Genomic DNA, 15831 nt, shown 5'->3' with positions numbered 1-15831 from the left:
TCCCCTCGCGGCCTTATTTATAGGTCGGCGCGGTGCGCGGATCGTGCAGCATCGGGCCGCCGAACCACTTCTTCCAGCGTTCGTCCACGTAGCCGCTCTTGTGCATTTCCTTGACGGCCGCGCTGAGTTTCTCGCGCAAGGCGTCATTGCCCTTCTGCACGCCGATGCCGCAGAAGTAGACCTCGATCGGTGCGTCCACGATGCGCCAGTCGACCTTGTGCTTGGCCGTGTGCTCCGTCATGAAGTCCATCACGTCGATCATTGCATCGGCCCGGCCCTGGGCGATGGCGCGCACCGCATCGGGGTAGTTGTCGAGCAGCAGCAGTTGCGCCTTGGGCAGTTTTTCCTGCACCAGCTTCACGGGCGTGGCGCCGCGAACCTCGACCAGTCTCACTGCCGGGTCGTTGAGCTCCATCCAGTCCTTGTAGGGCTTGGCCTTGGTGGTCAGCACGCCCAGCACCTCGGTGTGCAGCGGCACGGTGAAGTCGATCACCTTCTGGCGCTCGGCCGTGATCGTCATTGCGCCGAGCACCGCATCGATCTTGCCGCTGCTCACGAAGGGAATGCGGTCGGGCGAGCCGACCTGCACGATCTCGGTCTTGACGCCCAGCAGTTCGCCGAGCTTGCGCGCGATGTCCACATCGAAGCCGTCGATTTCATTCTTGTCATTGAAGATGCCCAGCGGAGGCAAGGTCGGATTGACGCCGATCACGAGCTTCTTGCTGGCCACGATTTCATCGAGCGTGCGTGCCGAGCCCGTGGCCGGCAGGCCCATCAGCGCCGAACCCAGCGCGAGCGATCCGGCAACCAGGAGGGTGCGGCGGATGGTGTTCCTTATCTGCTTCATCGAGAAAAACTCCTAGAGGGTGAAGGTTGAACCAGTCGCCGAAGCGGCCCGGATGTCGGGAAAAACGGATGCAAGACGAATGCCAGATCGCATTTTGTCTTCAAAAAATATAAGATATATATATTGAATGTATACAATAAACTTCGAGCGGTCCAGTCCAGGTTTCCAGTTCGCGTTTACCCGTTCATTCCGTCACTTCCTCTCATGACGAAAAGCTCAACTCCTGCGATGCCATCGCTGCGCGCCGACCAGGCAGTGCAGCGCGGACCTGCGGTGCGTTTCATGGCCGACGGCTGTACGGTCGACGCGTTCGAGGGCGAGAGCGTCGCGGCGGCGCTGTTTGCCGCAGGACAGCGCGAACTCCGGCGCAGTCCGCGCGACAACGCACCGCGCGGAATGTTCTGCCTCATGGGCTCCTGCCAGGAATGCCTCGTATGGGTGGGCGGGCACAAGCTGCCGGCCTGCCAGGTGCCGGCGGCGGCGGGCCTGGAGATCGAGTCCCTCGACTATCGGGAGCAGCGTCTTGGCTGAAGCGCCCCCTTCCCCCATCGATCTGTTGGTGATCGGCGCCGGACCAGCCGGCGCACGCGCCGCGCTGCGCGCGCAGGCCTGCGGCCTCGACGTCTTGCTGGTCGATGAGAACTCCGATGCGGGAGGACAGGTGTGGCGTCCCCTGCCTCCGGGCTTCACGCGGACGGCAGACGTTCGGCCCTCGGACGAAGCCGTACAGGGCGACGCCCTGCGCGACGAGTTAAGTCGTTCCGGCATCCGATGCCTGTTCGGTCACAAGGTGTGGAACGTGGGCAGCAGCCTTCGCACCGACCTGATCGGCCCCAAGGGCGTGACAAGCTGGCAGCCGCGCGCATTGCTCGTGGCAACGGGCACAACCGAGCGGGTCATTCCCTTCGCCGGCTGGACCCTGCCCGGCGTCATCGGCCTGGCCGCCGCCACGATCCTCCTCAAGTCGCAGAACATGCTGCCCGGGCGCCGCACGGTGGTGGCAGGCAGCGGCCCCCTGCTGCTGGCTGTGGCGAGCGGCATCCTCAAGGCCGGCGGCGAGGTCGCTGCCGTGCTGGACCTGGCCAGCCGGGCCGATTGGCTGCAGACCTTGCCTTCGCTGGCAGGCCGGCCCGATCTGCTGTGGCAAGGCGTGCAATGGAAGGCGCTCCTGCGCAAGGCGCGTGTGCCGCTGCTCTATCGCCACGGCATCGCGTCAGTCGAAGCGCTCGGCGACGGATTCCGCGTTCACGCGCGGCAGGTCGACATGACCGGTGCGCCCGTTGCGCATGCCACGCCTGTGGCTTTCGAGGCGGACGCTGTTGCGGTAGGGCACGGCCTTGTGCCGGGCACCGACGTCACCAGGCTGCTGCGCGCGCGCCATCGCTACGAAGCGGCGCGTGGCGGCTGGATTGCCGAGACCGATGCGCAGGGCCGCACCTCCGTCGCCGGTCTGTACGTCGCGGGCGACGGGGCTGGCATTGCAGGTGCCGCCGCAGCCGGCGCCCACGGCGAGCTTGCTGCCGTGGCCTGCGCCCACGATCTGGGCCGATTGACGGCCGAGGCCCACTCGCGCGAACGCGATCGACTGCTCGCGCAATGGCAAAAGCCCGCCCGCTTCGGGCGTGCGATGGCGGGTCTGATGGCATTGCGCGAAGGCGCCGTCGCGAGCATTGCGCCCGACACGGTGGTTTGCCGCTGCGAAGACGTGACCCGAGCCGAGATCGATGCCGCCGCGCGCGATGGCGCCCGCGACATGAACCAGCTCAAGGCCTGGACACGCTGCGGCATGGGCCCCTGCCAGGGCCGCACCTGCGGGGACATCGCGGGCGCCCTGCTCGCTGCTCACGCGGGCAGCCGCGAAGCCGTGGGCTGCTTCACGGGCCGGGCCCCGCTGCGTCCGGTCTCGCTCGCCGAGGTGGCCGGCAACTACACCTATGCCGACATCCCGATCCCGAAGGCGGCGCCGCTGTGAGCGGCAACGTGCGCTCCTCGGCCGCATACGACGCGGTCGTGATCGGTGGCGGCGTCATGGGCTGCTCGACTGCGCTGCATCTCGCGCAAGGCGGCATGCGAGTCGCACTGGTCGATCGCGGGCCCCTGTGCCGCGAGGCATCCGGCGTCAACGCCGGCACGCTGACGCTGCACATGACACGCGCCGCGCTGGTGCCCTATGCAATGCGCGCCTGGCAAATGTGGATGGACGCCGAGAAATGGCTGGGCATGGGCGTGCTCGCAACCCATGTGCCGGGCCTCACGCTGGCCTTTACCGAGGCCGAGTGCGAGCTGGTCGAGCTGCGCGCCAAGGCGCGCCGCGAATACGGCGCGCCGATCGAAGTCATTTCGCCGGCGCGCGCGAGGGAGATCGAGCCCGGCGTGCATCCCGGCCTGCTGAAGGCGGGCTACTGCGACATCGATGGCTTCGCGAGCGCCTATCTCACGGGCCGCGCCTTCCGCCATGCGCTCACGGCAGCCGGCGTCGACGTGCACGAGAACGCGCCCGTCGAGGGCATCGACTCCGGGGACGCGGGCCACGTGATCCGCTTTGGCGGCACGACAAGTCGGCCGCCCTTGCAGGCGACGCGCGTGGTCCTCGCAGGCGGGGTGTGGATCGAGAACATGCTCGCCTGGCTCGGCGTGCAGATCCCGATCAAGGTGCTGATCAACCAGCTCATCATCACCGAGCGCGTGCGACCGGTGATGCGCACCGTGCTCAGCGTCGCCAACGGGTTGTTGTCGCTCAAGCAGTTCGCCAACGGCACCGTGCTGATCGGCGGCGGCTGGCAGGGCGAAGGCGACCGCGAGCGCGGTGGCGTCGAGGCCCGTCCGCAGAATCTCGTGGGCAACATGCGCCTGGCGGCCTATGCCCTCCCCGCTTTGGCCGAGGCCCGCATCGCGCGCATCTGGCTCGGCCTTGAGGCCGAGACTGCCGATGCCATGCCGATCATCGGCGACGTGCCCGGCGTGCCGCGGGCCTATGTGGTCGGCAGCGCCCACTCGGGCTACACCAGCGGTCCGTTCATGGGCCGGATCATGGCCCAGCACATCCTCGGGCAGCAGCCCGAACTGCCTCTTTTCGATCCCGCCCGCCTGTTGGGCATGCCGATGCCCGGCGCTTGATAACCCGCTCCATGATTCCCCAACAATCCGACGCTTTCCACGGCATCTATGCCGCCACCCTGTGCCCGCTGCTCGACGACGGCCGCATCGACGAAGCGACGCTGGCACGTCATCTCGAGGCCAACGCCTTTGTGCCGGGCATGAAGGGCCTGCTGATCAACGGCCATGCCGGCGAGAACTTCTCGCTCTCGCGCGAGGAAAAGCGCCGGGTGACCGAGATCGCATTCGAGGTTTGCGGCGAACGATCGCTGCTGGTGTGCGGCATCAATGCCGAAGACAGCTTCGAGGCCCAGCGCCATGTCGACGACGCCAAGGCGGCCCGGGCCGATGCCGCGCTGGTCTTCCCGCCGTTCTCGTGGGCGCTCTCGCAGGACTCGCGCATGGCGGTGACGCACCACCGGATCGCCAATGCCAACGCGCAGATGCCCCTGATGCTCTACCAGGCCGGCGTCAATGCAGGCACCCTCGCCTATCGTCCCGAGGTGCTGGCAGAGCTCGCCCAGATGCCGCATGTGGTCGGCATCAAGGAAGGAAGCTGGGAGGCGGCGGCCTACGAGGCCAACCGCCGCCTGGTGAAGCGGGTGGCGCCGCACGTCGCAATGATGGCCTCGGGCGACGAGCATCTGCTGACCTGTTTCGCGATCGGCAGCGAAGGCAGCCTGGTGAGCCTGGCCGCGGTCGTTCCCGAACTGGTGATCGACCTCGACCTTGCGATCAAGCGTGGCGACCTCGCGCAGGCCCGCAACCTCAACGACCGCATCTACCCGCTCGCCAAGGCGATCTACGGCACCGCGCCCGGCGGATATGCCACGGCGCGCCTGAAGACCTGCCTCAAGCTGCTGGGCCGCTTTCCGAGCGACGCCATGCGCCCCCCGATAGGACCGCTGCCGCGCGATGAAGTCGCGGCACTGGAACGTGCGCTGGCCGAGGCCGGCGTGCACGCCTGAACCGAGCCGACCAAGGAGAGCCCCGCCCATGACCCGCAAGATCATCCGCAACGGCCGCATCGTCACGGCCGTGGACGACTACACCGCCGACCTGCTGATCGACGATGGCTGCATCGTCGCCATTGGCCGCGCACTCGATGTCGGAGCCGACGTCGAGGTCATCGACGCCGCCGGCATGCTGGTGCTGCCCGGCGGGGTGGATTGCCACACCCACATGGACAACACCTTCGGCGACTCGACCACCTGCGACAGCTTCGAGTCGGGCACGCGTTCGGCCGCTTTCGGGGGCACCACGACGATCGTGGACTTCGCCTTCCAGCGCAAGGGCGTGAGCGTGCTCGAGGCCATCGAGCGGGCCCGCGCGAAGGGCGCCGACGGGGCCTGCATCGACTACGGCTTCCATGTCATCGTGACCGGCGTGGACGACCAGGTGCTGGCCGACATGCAGCACGCGATCCGGCATGAGGGGGTTTCGAGCTTCAAGATGTTCATGGCCTACCCGGGTTCGGTGATGGTCGACGACGCGGCCATCTTCCAGGCCATGCGCATGGTCGGGCAGCATGGCGGCATGATCGCCCTGCACGCCGAGAACGGGACCATCATCGAACTCCTCATCAAGGAGGCGCTCGCGCAGGGGCACACCGCACCCAAGTACCACGCGCTCACACGGCCGGCGATCATGGAGGGCGAAGCCACGCACCGCGGCATCAAGCTCGCCGAGCTCGCCGACGCACCCGTGTACTTCGTCCATCTCTCGGCCAGGGAGGCGCTCAAGCATGTGGTCGAGGCCCGGGACATGGGGGTGCCGGTGTTTGCCGAAACCTGTCCGCACTACCTGTTCTTCGACGACAGCGCCTACGACAGCGAAGACTTCGACCTGGCGCGCTACGTGATGAGTCCGCCGCTTCGCTCCAAGGAGTCGCAGCAGGCCTTGTGGACCGCACTGCGCACCGACGACCTGCAACTGGTTTCGACCGACCATTGCCCCTTCTGCATGAAGGAAGGGCACCTGGGGCGCGTGAACCAGAAGCCGTACGGCCGCAATGATTTCTCGAAGATCCCCAACGGCGTACCCGGCGTGGAAACACGCATGGCGACGCTCTACGACGGCGGCGTGCGCGCCGGCCGCATCTCGCTCAACCGCTTCGTCGAGCTGGTGTCCACGGCGCCCTCGAAGCTGTTCGGACTGTTTCCGCAAAAGGGCACGATCGCCGTCGGCAGCGATGCCGACCTGGTGATCTTCGACCCCGATGCGCCGCACGTCATCTCGGCGAAGACGCAGCACGGCAACTGCGATTTCACGCTGTTCGAAGGCCGGGGCGTGACGGGGCAGGTGAAGAAGGTGCTGTTGCGCGGCGAACTCATCGTCGACGGCGACCGATGGCTCGGCAAGACCGGCAGCGGCCGCTATGTGGCGCGTGGTGAATCGGGCGGCTGGTAGCTCCATGCCCACCTACGACTACGCCTGCCCGCGCTGCGGACCATTCGTCGAACGGCGGCCGATGGCCCTGTTCGATCGGCCAGCGCCCTGCCCTGCATGCGGGTCGGAGTCCGGCCGCGTGCTGAGCGTGCCGGCTTCACTGGGTGGGCAGCGAAGCGGCGAAAAGTTGCGGCATGCTGCGGCGCAGAGCGACGGTTCGAGCTATCGGCGACTCCGGCAGAGAGGCGTTTGCGCCTGCTGTCCGCGAGCCGGTGCCTGAACCTCCAGGCGGGACCAGGCAGGCCGCGCCGACCGCAGCAAGGGCGTGCAGTGGAAAACGCTCAGGTCCGCGCGATGGCAATGCCGTCGGCCAGCAACGCCTCGCGGATTCGCCGGGCAAACACGACGGCACCGGGCTGGTCGCCGTGAAGGCAAAGGGTGTCGGCGGTCACCGGCACGTCCACGCCGTTCACGGAGCGAACGACACCCTCGAGCACCATGCGCCGCACCTGTGCGATGGCCTGCTCGACGTCTTCGATCATGGCGCCCGGCTGCGAGCGCGGCGTCAACGTGCCGTCGTCCTGGTAGCTGCGGTCTGCGAAGACCTCGGAGCACACCGCCAGGCCCTTGTCGCGCGCGGCCTGGGCCATATTCCTGTTCGCCACGAAGAGCTGCAGCGTCGGATCGAAATCGAATACCGCCTGCGCCACCGCTTCGGCGAGCGCCGGCTGCCGCACGGTCATGTTGTAGAGAGCGCCATGGGTCTTCACGTGGTGCAGCGATGCGCCCTGGGACCGCGCAAAGCCCTGCAGCGCGCCGACCTGGTAGATCACCAGCGCATAGACCTCGGCCGGCGACATGTCCATCGCGCGTCGTCCGAAGCCCTGGCGGTCCGGCAGGCCGGGATGGGCGCCCAGCGCCACGCCGCCGGCAATGGCCGCACGCACGGTCTTCATCATGGTGTCGGGGTCGCTCGCATGAAAGCCGCAGGCGATGTTCGCGGAGGTCACGTGCGGGAGGATCTCGAGGTCTTGCCCCATGACCCAGGGGCCGAAGCTCTCGCCCATGTCGCAGTTGATGTCGATCGATGGCATGGCTGTGTTTCCTTGTTCCTTGTGAGTGGGCGCGTGCGGCTCGATGCGGGCTCAGGCGAGCGCGTGCGCGGCCATCTCCCGCACCAGCGCCAGCCGGTCTTCGAGATCGAGCCATGCCTGCTCGGCCGCCTGCTGGGCCACCGGAGTGAAGCGGATGGACGCGCCCGGAAGCGCCTGGGCCAGGCGCGGGAGGTCGGCGCTCGCGACATAGGCGATCTTGGGATAGCCGCCCGCGCTTTGGCGGTCGGCCATCAGCACGATCGGCTGGCCGTCGGGTGGCACTTGCACCGTGCCGAAACTCGTGGCCTCCGAAATCATCTCCAGCGGCTGCGTGAGCTGCAGGCCGGGGCCTTCGAGCCGGTAGCCCATGCGGTTGGAGCGCGACGAGATCGCGAAGGGCTGGCTGACAAAACGCTCTCTCGCCTCGGCAGAGAAGGCGTTCCACTGCGGCCCCGGTATGAAGCGAACGCCTTCGGGCGATCCGCCCGGCAGTTCGGTGTCGATGCGCGCTGCCGCCACGAACGGCAGGCCGCTCTGCACCAGGATGCGCTCGAGCGCCAGCGTGGGCGCATCCGGGTCCGACGCAGCGAGCGGCACTCGGTCGTTCTTGCGTAGCGCCCGCCCCTCGTGACCACCGAAGTTTCCGGGCAGATACGTGCTGCGACTGCCGAGCACGGGCGTCGTCGCGAAGCCGCCGCGCACCGCCAGGTACATCCGGGCGCCGCTGCTGCGCTCGCCGAAAGCCAGCGTCACGCCGCGGCGCAACAGCACGGCACAACCCATGGGAACGGGCCGGTCCCCTGCGGTGATGCGGACCTGCGCACCGCAGACGGCCAGCAGCGTGTCCCGGGTGAATTGAACGGCGGGGCCGGTCAGCGTGCATTCGAGCACGGCCGCATCGTCGGCGTTGCCGACCAGCATGTTGGCAGCCCGGTGCGACCACTCGTCCATGGCACCGGTCACCGGAACGCCATGGTGCTGATGGCCCAGGCGCCCCAGGTCCTGCACCACCGAGAACATGCCCGGCTGCAGAACCTGCATGTGCGCGAACAGGCCCCGGGTCATGACCTGGGCTCCTGCATCTGCGCGAATTGCGAAGGCGAGATCGGATGGAAGCGCACCCGGGCGCCGGGCTGCATCCGCGTTGGCGGGGTCTTCGTCACATCGAACATGCTCCACGGGGTACGGGCGATCACGTTCCAGCCGCCGGGCAACGCCGTCTGGTAGATGGACGTGATGCCGTTGGCGATGGCGACCGACCCTGCCTCCACCAGCAGGCGCGGCGTCGCGCGGCGCGGAACCTTCAGCCGGGGATCGACCGGACCGAAGAACGGGTTGCCCGGAGAGAAGAAATAGACGTAGAGCGACATCGGCGCCGCGGAATGCAGACTGACGACTTCGTCGGCAGTCAGGCCGCAGCGCCGGGCCACATCCTCCAGGTCGGGACCGTATTCGCCGCCATAGCAGGCGGGGATGTCGATCACCTGGTCGTTCACTGGCAGCGTGGGAATGTCACGGCCCAGCAGCCGCTCGATGCGCCGTGCCAGCTGCAGGGACGCCGCCCCCTGGCGTCGCGCGAATGCGAGCGGCTGATAGTGCAAGGCCACGGTCGTGAATGCAGGCACCACATCGAACACGCCAGGCAGGTTTGCCGATGACAGGTACGCAGCGACGTTCTGCACGGTGCGACTGGTCTCTGCACCGACCTGATCGCCCAGGCGCACCAGGAGGCATCGATCGCCCACCGGTTCGATTTGCCAGCCCGTGAGACGGTGCGCAAAGCCGCTGGCCCGACCGGGAGGAATCGTCGGCATCGCATCTTGCATGTTGGTTGAAGGTATTTTCAAGTTTGGTATGCCAGTCAGCCGAGGTGCTGCACCCACTGGGTGCCGCAACGCCTGCAATACGCCTTGCACGCCTGTCGCGCGATGTCGGCGGTGCGCAGCACGATGGGCGTCGCATTGGACTGGTGCGAGAGCGCCACGCCGAGCGAGGGTGGCGCGGGCAACGGCAGCACCACGAGCTCGCCGCGTTCGATGTGTTCCCTGACCAGCAAGCCGGGGATGATGCCGACACCGACGCCTTCCCGCACCAGCGACACCAATGCCGCCAGCGACGGTGAACCGGAGATGCGCAGATCGCCCTGCGCCATGCCCTGGCGCGCCGCGAGCTGCTGCGCGAGATTGACCGCGGCGATGTGCGGTGTCGTACCGCGCACCTGCGTCAGCAACTGGTGCGAGAGTGTCTTGCGCAGTGCGTCGCGCTTGGGGATGAGCCCGCGCCTGGCGACCCAGTGGATCGGCAACGACATCAGGTCTTCCATGACCGAATAACTGCTGCCGACCTCGTTGCTCACCCGCAGGATGAAGTCCAGGGTGCCCCGCATCAACTGGTCGGCCAGATCCACGGTGAGGTCGACCGTGAGATCGACTTCGACCTGCGGCAGTTGGGTCCGCATCGCTTTCATGAAGTCGGGCAACCATGTGTGCACGGCCGTCTCGAGCACGCCGACGCGGATGCGGCCGCCGATTGCGCTGCCGCTTGCCGCAGCAGCCTGGATGGCGCGCGTTGCCTCCAGCACACCTTCGGCATGGCGCAGCAGGCGCGCGCCATCCGGCGTGATGCGCATGGTCTTGTGGTCGTAGTCGAACAGCGTGACGCCCAGTTCCTCCTCGAGACTGCGCACACGCATCGAGATGGTCCCGGGCGTGGCATTGAGGTGCTCCGCCACGCGGCGCACGCTGCAGATGCGGGCCAGCATCACGAAGGTCTCGATGAATTTGGTGTTCACTTGCTCCTGATCCAGTGCGCGAGCGCACTACGTTGCAGCCTCATTCCCCGGTGTGGGGCGTGCGCTGTTCAATTTCTCTGAACAGTGCCCGCGCAAATTCCTCGATGGACGCGGTGCACTGCGATTTCTACAGTAAGCAAATTCCTTGCTCACTTCCCTCGAGAACCCGATGAACTCCACGATCTGGATGAATCCTGACGATCTGCGCCGCGAGATTCGGGAAGGCCGCTTCAGGGGCCCGACCGCAGGCCACAGCCCCGGCTATACACAGGGCAACCTGGCGATCCTGCCGCGCGAATTCTCCGAGGAGTTCCTGCGCTTTTGCCGCCTTAATCCGAAGGCCTGCCCGGTGATCGGCGTCAGCGAGCCCGGCGACTGGCGCGTGCCCGAACTCGGCGAGGTAGACCTGCGCACCGATGCACCGGCCTACTGCGTGTTCCGCGACGGCGAGCCGGCCGGCGAAGTGCTCGACCTGCGCGAACTGTGGACCGACGACATGGTCGGCTTCGTCATCGGATGCTCGATGTCCTTCGAAGAAGCCTTGCTGGAGGCCGGACTGCCGATACGCCACATCGAGCAGGCCACCACGGTGCCGATGTACGACACCAGCATCGCCAACGTCCCGAGCGGCCGCTTCGGCGGCACGATGGTCGTGAGCATGCGGCCGATGACGCCGCAGCAGGCCATCCGGGCAATCCAGATCACATCGCGCTTTCCTGGCGTGCACGGCGCGCCGGTGCATTTCGGCGACCCGGCGGCCATCGGCATCCGGGACATCGAGCAGCCCGACTACGGCGAGCGCTCCGAGATCCGGCCCGGCGAAGTGCCGGTGTTCTGGGCCTGCGGCGTGACACCGCAACGCGCAATTCGCACAGCGCGCCCGAAACTTGCAATCACCCACAAGCCTGGGCAGATGCTGGTCTCGGACGTCCGCAACAGCCACCTCGCGGTGTTCTGACTTTTCATCGCCTTCACGCTTCCTCCCCGATTCACCCCTGCAGTACCGGAGATTCATTCATGAAACGCAGACAAGCCCTCATTGGCATTGCCGGCACCGTGGCATTGAACGGCGCCTTCACCCAGGCCCTGGCCCAGAAAGGCGAGGTCGTCATCGGTGTGATCTACCCGTTGACGGGGTCCAGCGCGCAGGTCGGCGTGGACAGCAAGCACGCGATCGACACCGCACTTGAAATCATCAACACCGCCAGCACGCTCGACCTGCCGGGTGCCCGGAATGCCGGCCTTGCAGGCCTGGGGAACGCAAAGGTGCGGGTGGTCTACGCCGACCACCAGGGCGACCCGCAAAAGGGCCGCTCCGAGGCTGAACGCCTGATCACGCAGGAAAATGTCTGCACCATCGTGGGTGCATTCCACTCGGCCGTCTCCGCCACGGTGAGCGCCACTTGCGAGCGCTACGAGGTGCCCTATCTCTGCGCCGACTCGTCTTCCCCGAGCCTGAGCCGGCGCGGCCTGAAGTACTTCTTTCGCACCTCCGCGCATGACGAGATGTTCAGCGAGGCCATGTTCGACTTCATGGATGCGATGAAGGGCAAGGGCAAGCCGATCGGCAGCGTCGGCATCTTCTACGAAGACACCATCTTCGGCACGGACTCGTCCGCCGTGCAGCGCAAGCTGGCCAACGAGCGGGGCTACAAGATCGCCTGCGACATCAAGTACCGCGCCAACTCGCCCTCGCTGAGCGCCGAGGCACAGCAGATCAAGACGGCCAACCCCGACGTCCTGCTGCCCTCCAGCTACACCAGCGACGCGATCCTGCTGACCAATGCGATGGCGTCGATCGGCTACAAGCCGAAGAACCTCGTGACGCAAGCGGCCGGCTATATCGAGAAGCCCACGCTCGAATCGGTGGGCGACAAGCTCCAGGGCATGATCTCGCGCGCCAGCTTCTCCGCCGACATGGGCGACAAGCGGCCGTCGGCCAAGGCCGTGAACGACATGTTCAAGGCGCGCGCCGGACGCGACCTCAACGACCAGACCTCGCGGGTGTTCACCGCGATGATGGTGCTGGCGGAGGCCATAGACCGCGCCAGATCGGTCGAGCCGAAGAAGATCCGCGAAGCGCTGGTTGCCACCGACATTCCCGGCGAGAAAACCATCATGCCGTGGAAGCGCGTGAAGTTCGACGCCACGGGCCAGAACACATTTGCCAGCCCCGTGCTGATCCAGTTCAAGGCAGGCAAGTTCTCGACGGTGTTTCCGTTCGAAGTCGCAACCGCGACGCCGGTCTGGCCGATGAACCCATGACCGCCTCCGCCCTGCCGCAGATCCTGGCCACCGGCTTGCTGATGGGGCTGATCTATGCCCTCATCGCCGCCGGCCTCTCGCTCATCTTCGGGCTGATGGACGTGGTGAACTTCGCCCACGGCGAGTTCCTCATGCTCGCCATGTACGCAACCTTCGGCTTCGCGGTGTTCGCGCATCTCGATCCGGTGCTTTCGCTGCCGCTGGTGGCGGCCGTCATGTTCATCGTCGGCGCGAGCGTCTATGCGGGCGTGGTGCGGCATGCAATGCGCTCCAAGGTCAACACGGGCATGGTCCAGATCTTCTCCACCTTCGGCCTGGCGACGCTGATCCAGGGCGGTGCGCAGTTCTTCTTCACGCCGGACTTCCGCAATGTCGACCACACCTGGCTCAGCGCGAAGACGCTCGACCTCGGCGGCATCTTCCTGCCCTGGTCGCAGATCTTCGGTGGCCTCATCTCGCTGGTCGCCTTCGGCGGCCTGTACCTGATGATGACGCGCACCGACTTCGGCCGGGCGCTGGAGGCCACGCGCGAGGACAAGGGCGCGGTCGCGCTGGTCGGCATCGACAGCAACCGCGTGTTCGCGCTCGGCTGGGGCCTGGGTGCGGCGCTGGTCGGCGTGGCAGGCGCGGTGCTCGCGACCTCGTACGCCATTCATCCCCAGGTGGGCGCAGGCTTTGCGACCATCGCCTACATCACAGTCGCGCTTGGCGGCTTCGGCAGCGTGTTCGGCGCGCTCGTCGCGGGCATCGTCGTCGGGCTGGTCGAAGCCCTCACTGCCAACATCCTGCCGCCGGCCATGAAATCGATGGGCATCTACGCGCTCTATCTGATCGTCATCTTTCTTCGCCCGCAGGGGCTGTTCGGGAAGCTTTGATGTCCATCCCATCTTCCCCTGCGGCCGTGCCGTCTTCTTCGTCTTCTTCGTCTTCTTTGCTGGCCGGCGTCACCCGGCATCGGCGCCGCCAGCTCATCGAGGCGGCGGTGGTGTTCGCACTCATCGCCCTGCTGCCCCTGCTGGTGAAGAACGCCTACCTGCGCAACGTGATCGTGCTGACGCTGATGTACGCCGCCCTCGCCCAGAGCTGGAACATCCTCGGCGGCTACTGCGGCCAGATCTCGCTCGGCCACGCGCTGTACTTCGGCGTTGGTGCGTATGCGGTCAGCAAGCTCTATGTGAGCTACGGCGTGCTGCCCTGGTTCGGCATGCTCGCCGGTGGCGGACTGGCGGTGTTGCTGGCCTTGGCGCTCGGCTACGGCACCTTCCGGCTGAAGGGGCACTACTTCTCGATCGCGACCCTGGTGATCGCCGAGATGGGCCTGCTGATCGTCCACAACTGGGACTGGCTCGGCGGCGCCACGGGCATCCAGTGGCCCTTCGGCCCTGACAGTTGGGCCACGCTGCAGTTTGCGCGCGACAAGACGCCCTACATCTTCTTCGCGCTCGGGCTGCTCGTCGTGACCTGGCTGCTGACCTTCTTCATCGAAGGCTCGAAATGGGGCTACTGGTGGCGCGCCGTGAAGGACCACCCCGAAGCTGCCGAAAGCCTCGGCGTGACCGTGTTCCGGTCCAAGATGGCGGCCGCCGCGCTGTCGGCCTTCTTCACCGCGATCGGCGGCGGTTTCTATGCGGCCTTCGTGTCCTATGTCGATCCCGACAGCGTGATGCACTTCCGGTTCTCGCTGCTGATGGTGCTGCCCGTGGTGCTCGGCGGCATCGGCACGCTGTGGGGGCCGATCCTCGGCGCTGCGATCCTCGTGCCGCTGTCGGAGTTCACGCGCAGCTACGTCGGCGGCTCCGGTGGCGGCCTCGACCTGATGCTGTACGGCGGCCTCGTCATGGCTGTGGCGCTGCTCAAGCCCGAAGGGCTGATCAAGCTGTTCGCAAAGAAGACCCGGATCCGGGAGGCTGCACGATGAGCATCGACATTCTTCTGGAGACGATCGACGTCACGCGCCGCTTCGGCGGCCTCGTCGCGAACCGTGACGTAAGCATCCGCGTGCACCGGGGCGAGATCCTCGGGCTGATCGGGCCCAACGGCGCGGGCAAGTCGACCCTGTTCAACCTGATCGCCGGCGCCTATCTGCCGACCTCGGGCAGCATCCGCTTCGACGGCCGCGACATCACCGAACTGCCGGCCACGCGCCGCTGCGCGCTCGGCATTGCGCGCACCTACCAGGTCCCGCGCTCCTTCGATTCCATGACGGTGCTGGAGAACGTGATGGTCGGCGGCTTCGTGCGCCACGCCTCGTCGAAGGCGGCTCGCCTGGCCGCACTGCAGGTGCTCGACTTCACCGGCCTCTCGCGCACGGCCGGCACCCTCACCGGCGAACTCACGCCACCCGAGAAGCGCCGCCTGGAGGTTGCACGGGCGCTGGCCACCGAACCCAAGCTGCTGTTGCTCGACGAAGTGCTCACGGGCCTCACGCCGAGCGAGGCGCAAATGGGCGTCGAGCTGATCCGGCGCGTGCGCGACGCGGGCATCACCGTGGTCATGGTCGAGCACGTGATGCAGATCGTGATGCCGCTGGTCGACCGCGCCATCGTCCTCAACCTCGGCACCGTCCTTGCCAGCGGCAGCCCCGCCGACGTGGTGCGCGACCCGGCGGTGATCTCCGCCTACCTTGGAACACGCCATGCTGCTTGAAGTCAATGGCCTGACCACGGCTTATGCCGGCATGGTCGCCATCGCCGATATTTCGGTGTCCGTGAACGAGGGCGAGATCGTCGTCGTCGCCGGTGCCAACGGTGCCGGCAAGTCGACCCTGCTCCAGTCGATTGCCGGGCTGGTCAAGACGCAGTCGGGCCAGGTCCGCTTCGCCGGCGAGGCCATCGATGCCCTGCCCGGCCACCAGATCGCCGCACGCGGGCTGGCGTTCGTTCCCGAAAGCCGGCGGCTGTTTCCGCGCCTGTCGGTGGAAGACAACCTGCGCCTGGGCAGCTACCTGCATCGCAAGAAGGCAGACCGCGACGCACCGCTGGCCCAGGTGTTCACGCTGTTTCCGCGCTTGAAGGAGCGCCTGAAGCAACGGGCGGAGACGCTGTCGGGTGGCGAGCAGCAGATGCTGGCCATCGGCCGCGCCTTGATGACGCGGCCGCGTCTTCTGATGCTTGATGAACCCTCGCAAGGAATCATGCCCAAGCTGGTCGACGAAATCTTCGAGGCGGTCCTGACGATTCGCAAGGCTGGCGTGACTGTGCTTCTGGTCGAGCAGCGCCTGGCTGAAAGCCTGGAGATCGCGGAGCGTGCCTACGTGCTGCAGACAGGCCGACTGATGCTGTCAGGCAAGGCAGCCGAGGTGCGCGACAACCCCGAAGTACGTCGCGTGTATCTGGGCATGTGACCCTCCT

At 66.8% G+C, this 15831-nt stretch carries 17 protein-coding genes; 12 read left to right on the top strand and 5 right to left on the bottom strand.

Annotation, left to right across the window (positions count from 1 at the left end):
* Nucleotides 1-13: 13 nt before the first annotated feature.
* The gene (locus ACN9MV_RS13840; protein ID WP_093176751.1) at nt 14-847 is read right to left on the bottom strand and encodes a transporter substrate-binding domain-containing protein; all 834 of its coding nucleotides are present in this window, start codon (nt 845-847) and stop codon (nt 14-16) included.
* A gap of 204 nt (nt 848-1051) precedes the next feature.
* Here ACN9MV_RS13840 and ACN9MV_RS13835 point away from each other — a divergent pair, with 204 nt between their 5' ends.
* Genes ACN9MV_RS13835 through ACN9MV_RS13810 form a run of 6 tightly spaced genes read left to right on the top strand, consistent with a single transcriptional unit; the run spans nt 1052 to nt 6611 of the window.
* Nucleotides 1052-1378, top strand: coding sequence for a (2Fe-2S)-binding protein (locus ACN9MV_RS13835; protein WP_426392728.1), 327 nt, complete (start codon nt 1052-1054; stop codon nt 1376-1378).
* On the top strand, nt 1371-2819 hold the full coding sequence (locus tag ACN9MV_RS13830; protein WP_426392726.1) for an FAD-dependent oxidoreductase: 1449 nt from the start codon (nt 1371-1373) through the stop codon (nt 2817-2819). The genes ACN9MV_RS13835 and ACN9MV_RS13830 overlap by 8 nt, the downstream gene beginning before the upstream one ends.
* Nucleotides 2816-3964 carry an NAD(P)/FAD-dependent oxidoreductase gene (locus ACN9MV_RS13825; RefSeq protein ID WP_426392725.1) on the top strand — a complete coding sequence of 383 codons (1149 nt, stop codon included), beginning with the start codon at nt 2816-2818 and terminating at the stop codon, nt 3962-3964. Before ACN9MV_RS13830 ends, ACN9MV_RS13825 begins: the two co-directional genes overlap by 4 nt.
* Before the next feature lie 11 nt (nt 3965-3975).
* Nucleotides 3976-4911 (top strand): dihydrodipicolinate synthase family protein, encoded by a 936-nt coding sequence (locus ACN9MV_RS13820; protein WP_426392723.1) that lies wholly within the window; start codon nt 3976-3978, stop codon nt 4909-4911.
* 28 nt (nt 4912-4939) lie between these two features.
* Nucleotides 4940-6352, top strand: coding sequence for a dihydropyrimidinase (gene hydA / locus ACN9MV_RS13815; protein WP_093051948.1), 1413 nt, complete (start codon nt 4940-4942; stop codon nt 6350-6352).
* Nucleotides 6321-6611 (top strand): FmdB family zinc ribbon protein, encoded by a 291-nt coding sequence (locus ACN9MV_RS13810; RefSeq protein ID WP_426392721.1) that lies wholly within the window; start codon nt 6321-6323, stop codon nt 6609-6611. The genes hydA and ACN9MV_RS13810 overlap by 32 nt, the downstream gene beginning before the upstream one ends.
* 61 nt (nt 6612-6672) lie before the next feature.
* On the opposite strand, the gene ACN9MV_RS13805 is transcribed toward ACN9MV_RS13810, so the two are convergent.
* Genes ACN9MV_RS13805 through ACN9MV_RS13790 form a run of 4 tightly spaced genes read right to left on the bottom strand, consistent with a single transcriptional unit; the run spans nt 6673 to nt 10216 of the window.
* Nucleotides 6673-7425, bottom strand: a complete 753-nt coding sequence (locus ACN9MV_RS13805; RefSeq protein WP_426392720.1) for a LamB/YcsF family protein — start codon at nt 7423-7425, stop codon at nt 6673-6675.
* A 51-nt stretch (nt 7426-7476) separates the two neighbouring features.
* Nucleotides 7477-8490, bottom strand: a complete 1014-nt coding sequence (locus ACN9MV_RS13800; RefSeq protein WP_426392718.1) for a biotin-dependent carboxyltransferase family protein — start codon at nt 8488-8490, stop codon at nt 7477-7479.
* On the bottom strand, nt 8487-9239 hold the full coding sequence (pxpB, locus tag ACN9MV_RS13795; protein ID WP_426392716.1) for a 5-oxoprolinase subunit PxpB: 753 nt from the start codon (nt 9237-9239) through the stop codon (nt 8487-8489). Before pxpB ends, ACN9MV_RS13800 begins: the two co-directional genes overlap by 4 nt.
* Before the next feature lie 47 nt (nt 9240-9286).
* Nucleotides 9287-10216 (bottom strand): LysR family transcriptional regulator, encoded by a 930-nt coding sequence (locus ACN9MV_RS13790; protein WP_093051958.1) that lies wholly within the window; start codon nt 10214-10216, stop codon nt 9287-9289.
* Between the two features lie 169 nt (nt 10217-10385).
* Here ACN9MV_RS13790 and ACN9MV_RS13785 point away from each other — a divergent pair, with 169 nt between their 5' ends.
* Genes ACN9MV_RS13785 through ACN9MV_RS13760 form a run of 6 tightly spaced genes read left to right on the top strand, consistent with a single transcriptional unit; the run spans nt 10386 to nt 15824 of the window.
* Nucleotides 10386-11174, top strand: coding sequence for a putative hydro-lyase (locus ACN9MV_RS13785; RefSeq protein WP_093176740.1), 789 nt, complete (start codon nt 10386-10388; stop codon nt 11172-11174).
* A gap of 59 nt (nt 11175-11233) precedes the next feature.
* Nucleotides 11234-12481 (top strand): ABC transporter substrate-binding protein, encoded by a 1248-nt coding sequence (locus tag ACN9MV_RS13780; RefSeq protein ID WP_093051963.1) that lies wholly within the window; start codon nt 11234-11236, stop codon nt 12479-12481.
* Entirely contained in the window at nt 12478-13356 is an 879-nt protein-coding gene (locus tag ACN9MV_RS13775) for a branched-chain amino acid ABC transporter permease (RefSeq protein WP_426392713.1), read from the top strand. The genes ACN9MV_RS13780 and ACN9MV_RS13775 overlap by 4 nt, the downstream gene beginning before the upstream one ends.
* A complete protein-coding gene (locus tag ACN9MV_RS13770; protein ID WP_426392712.1) occupies nt 13356-14399 on the top strand; it encodes a branched-chain amino acid ABC transporter permease in 1044 nt (347 codons plus the stop codon). Before ACN9MV_RS13775 ends, ACN9MV_RS13770 begins: the two co-directional genes overlap by 1 nt.
* The gene (locus ACN9MV_RS13765; RefSeq protein ID WP_093078184.1) at nt 14396-15127 is read left to right on the top strand and encodes an ABC transporter ATP-binding protein; all 732 of its coding nucleotides are present in this window, start codon (nt 14396-14398) and stop codon (nt 15125-15127) included. Before ACN9MV_RS13770 ends, ACN9MV_RS13765 begins: the two co-directional genes overlap by 4 nt.
* Nucleotides 15117-15824 (top strand): ABC transporter ATP-binding protein, encoded by a 708-nt coding sequence (locus tag ACN9MV_RS13760; protein ID WP_093051974.1) that lies wholly within the window; start codon nt 15117-15119, stop codon nt 15822-15824. Before ACN9MV_RS13765 ends, ACN9MV_RS13760 begins: the two co-directional genes overlap by 11 nt.
* The last annotated feature ends 7 nt before the right edge of the window (nt 15825-15831 follow it).

This window comes from Variovorax sp. R-27 (genome assembly GCF_049913215.1).
Lineage (GTDB): Bacteria > Pseudomonadota > Gammaproteobacteria > Burkholderiales > Burkholderiaceae_C > Variovorax.
Note: the sequence above shows the minus strand (reverse complement) of the source record. Positions and strands in the feature narration are given on the sequence as shown.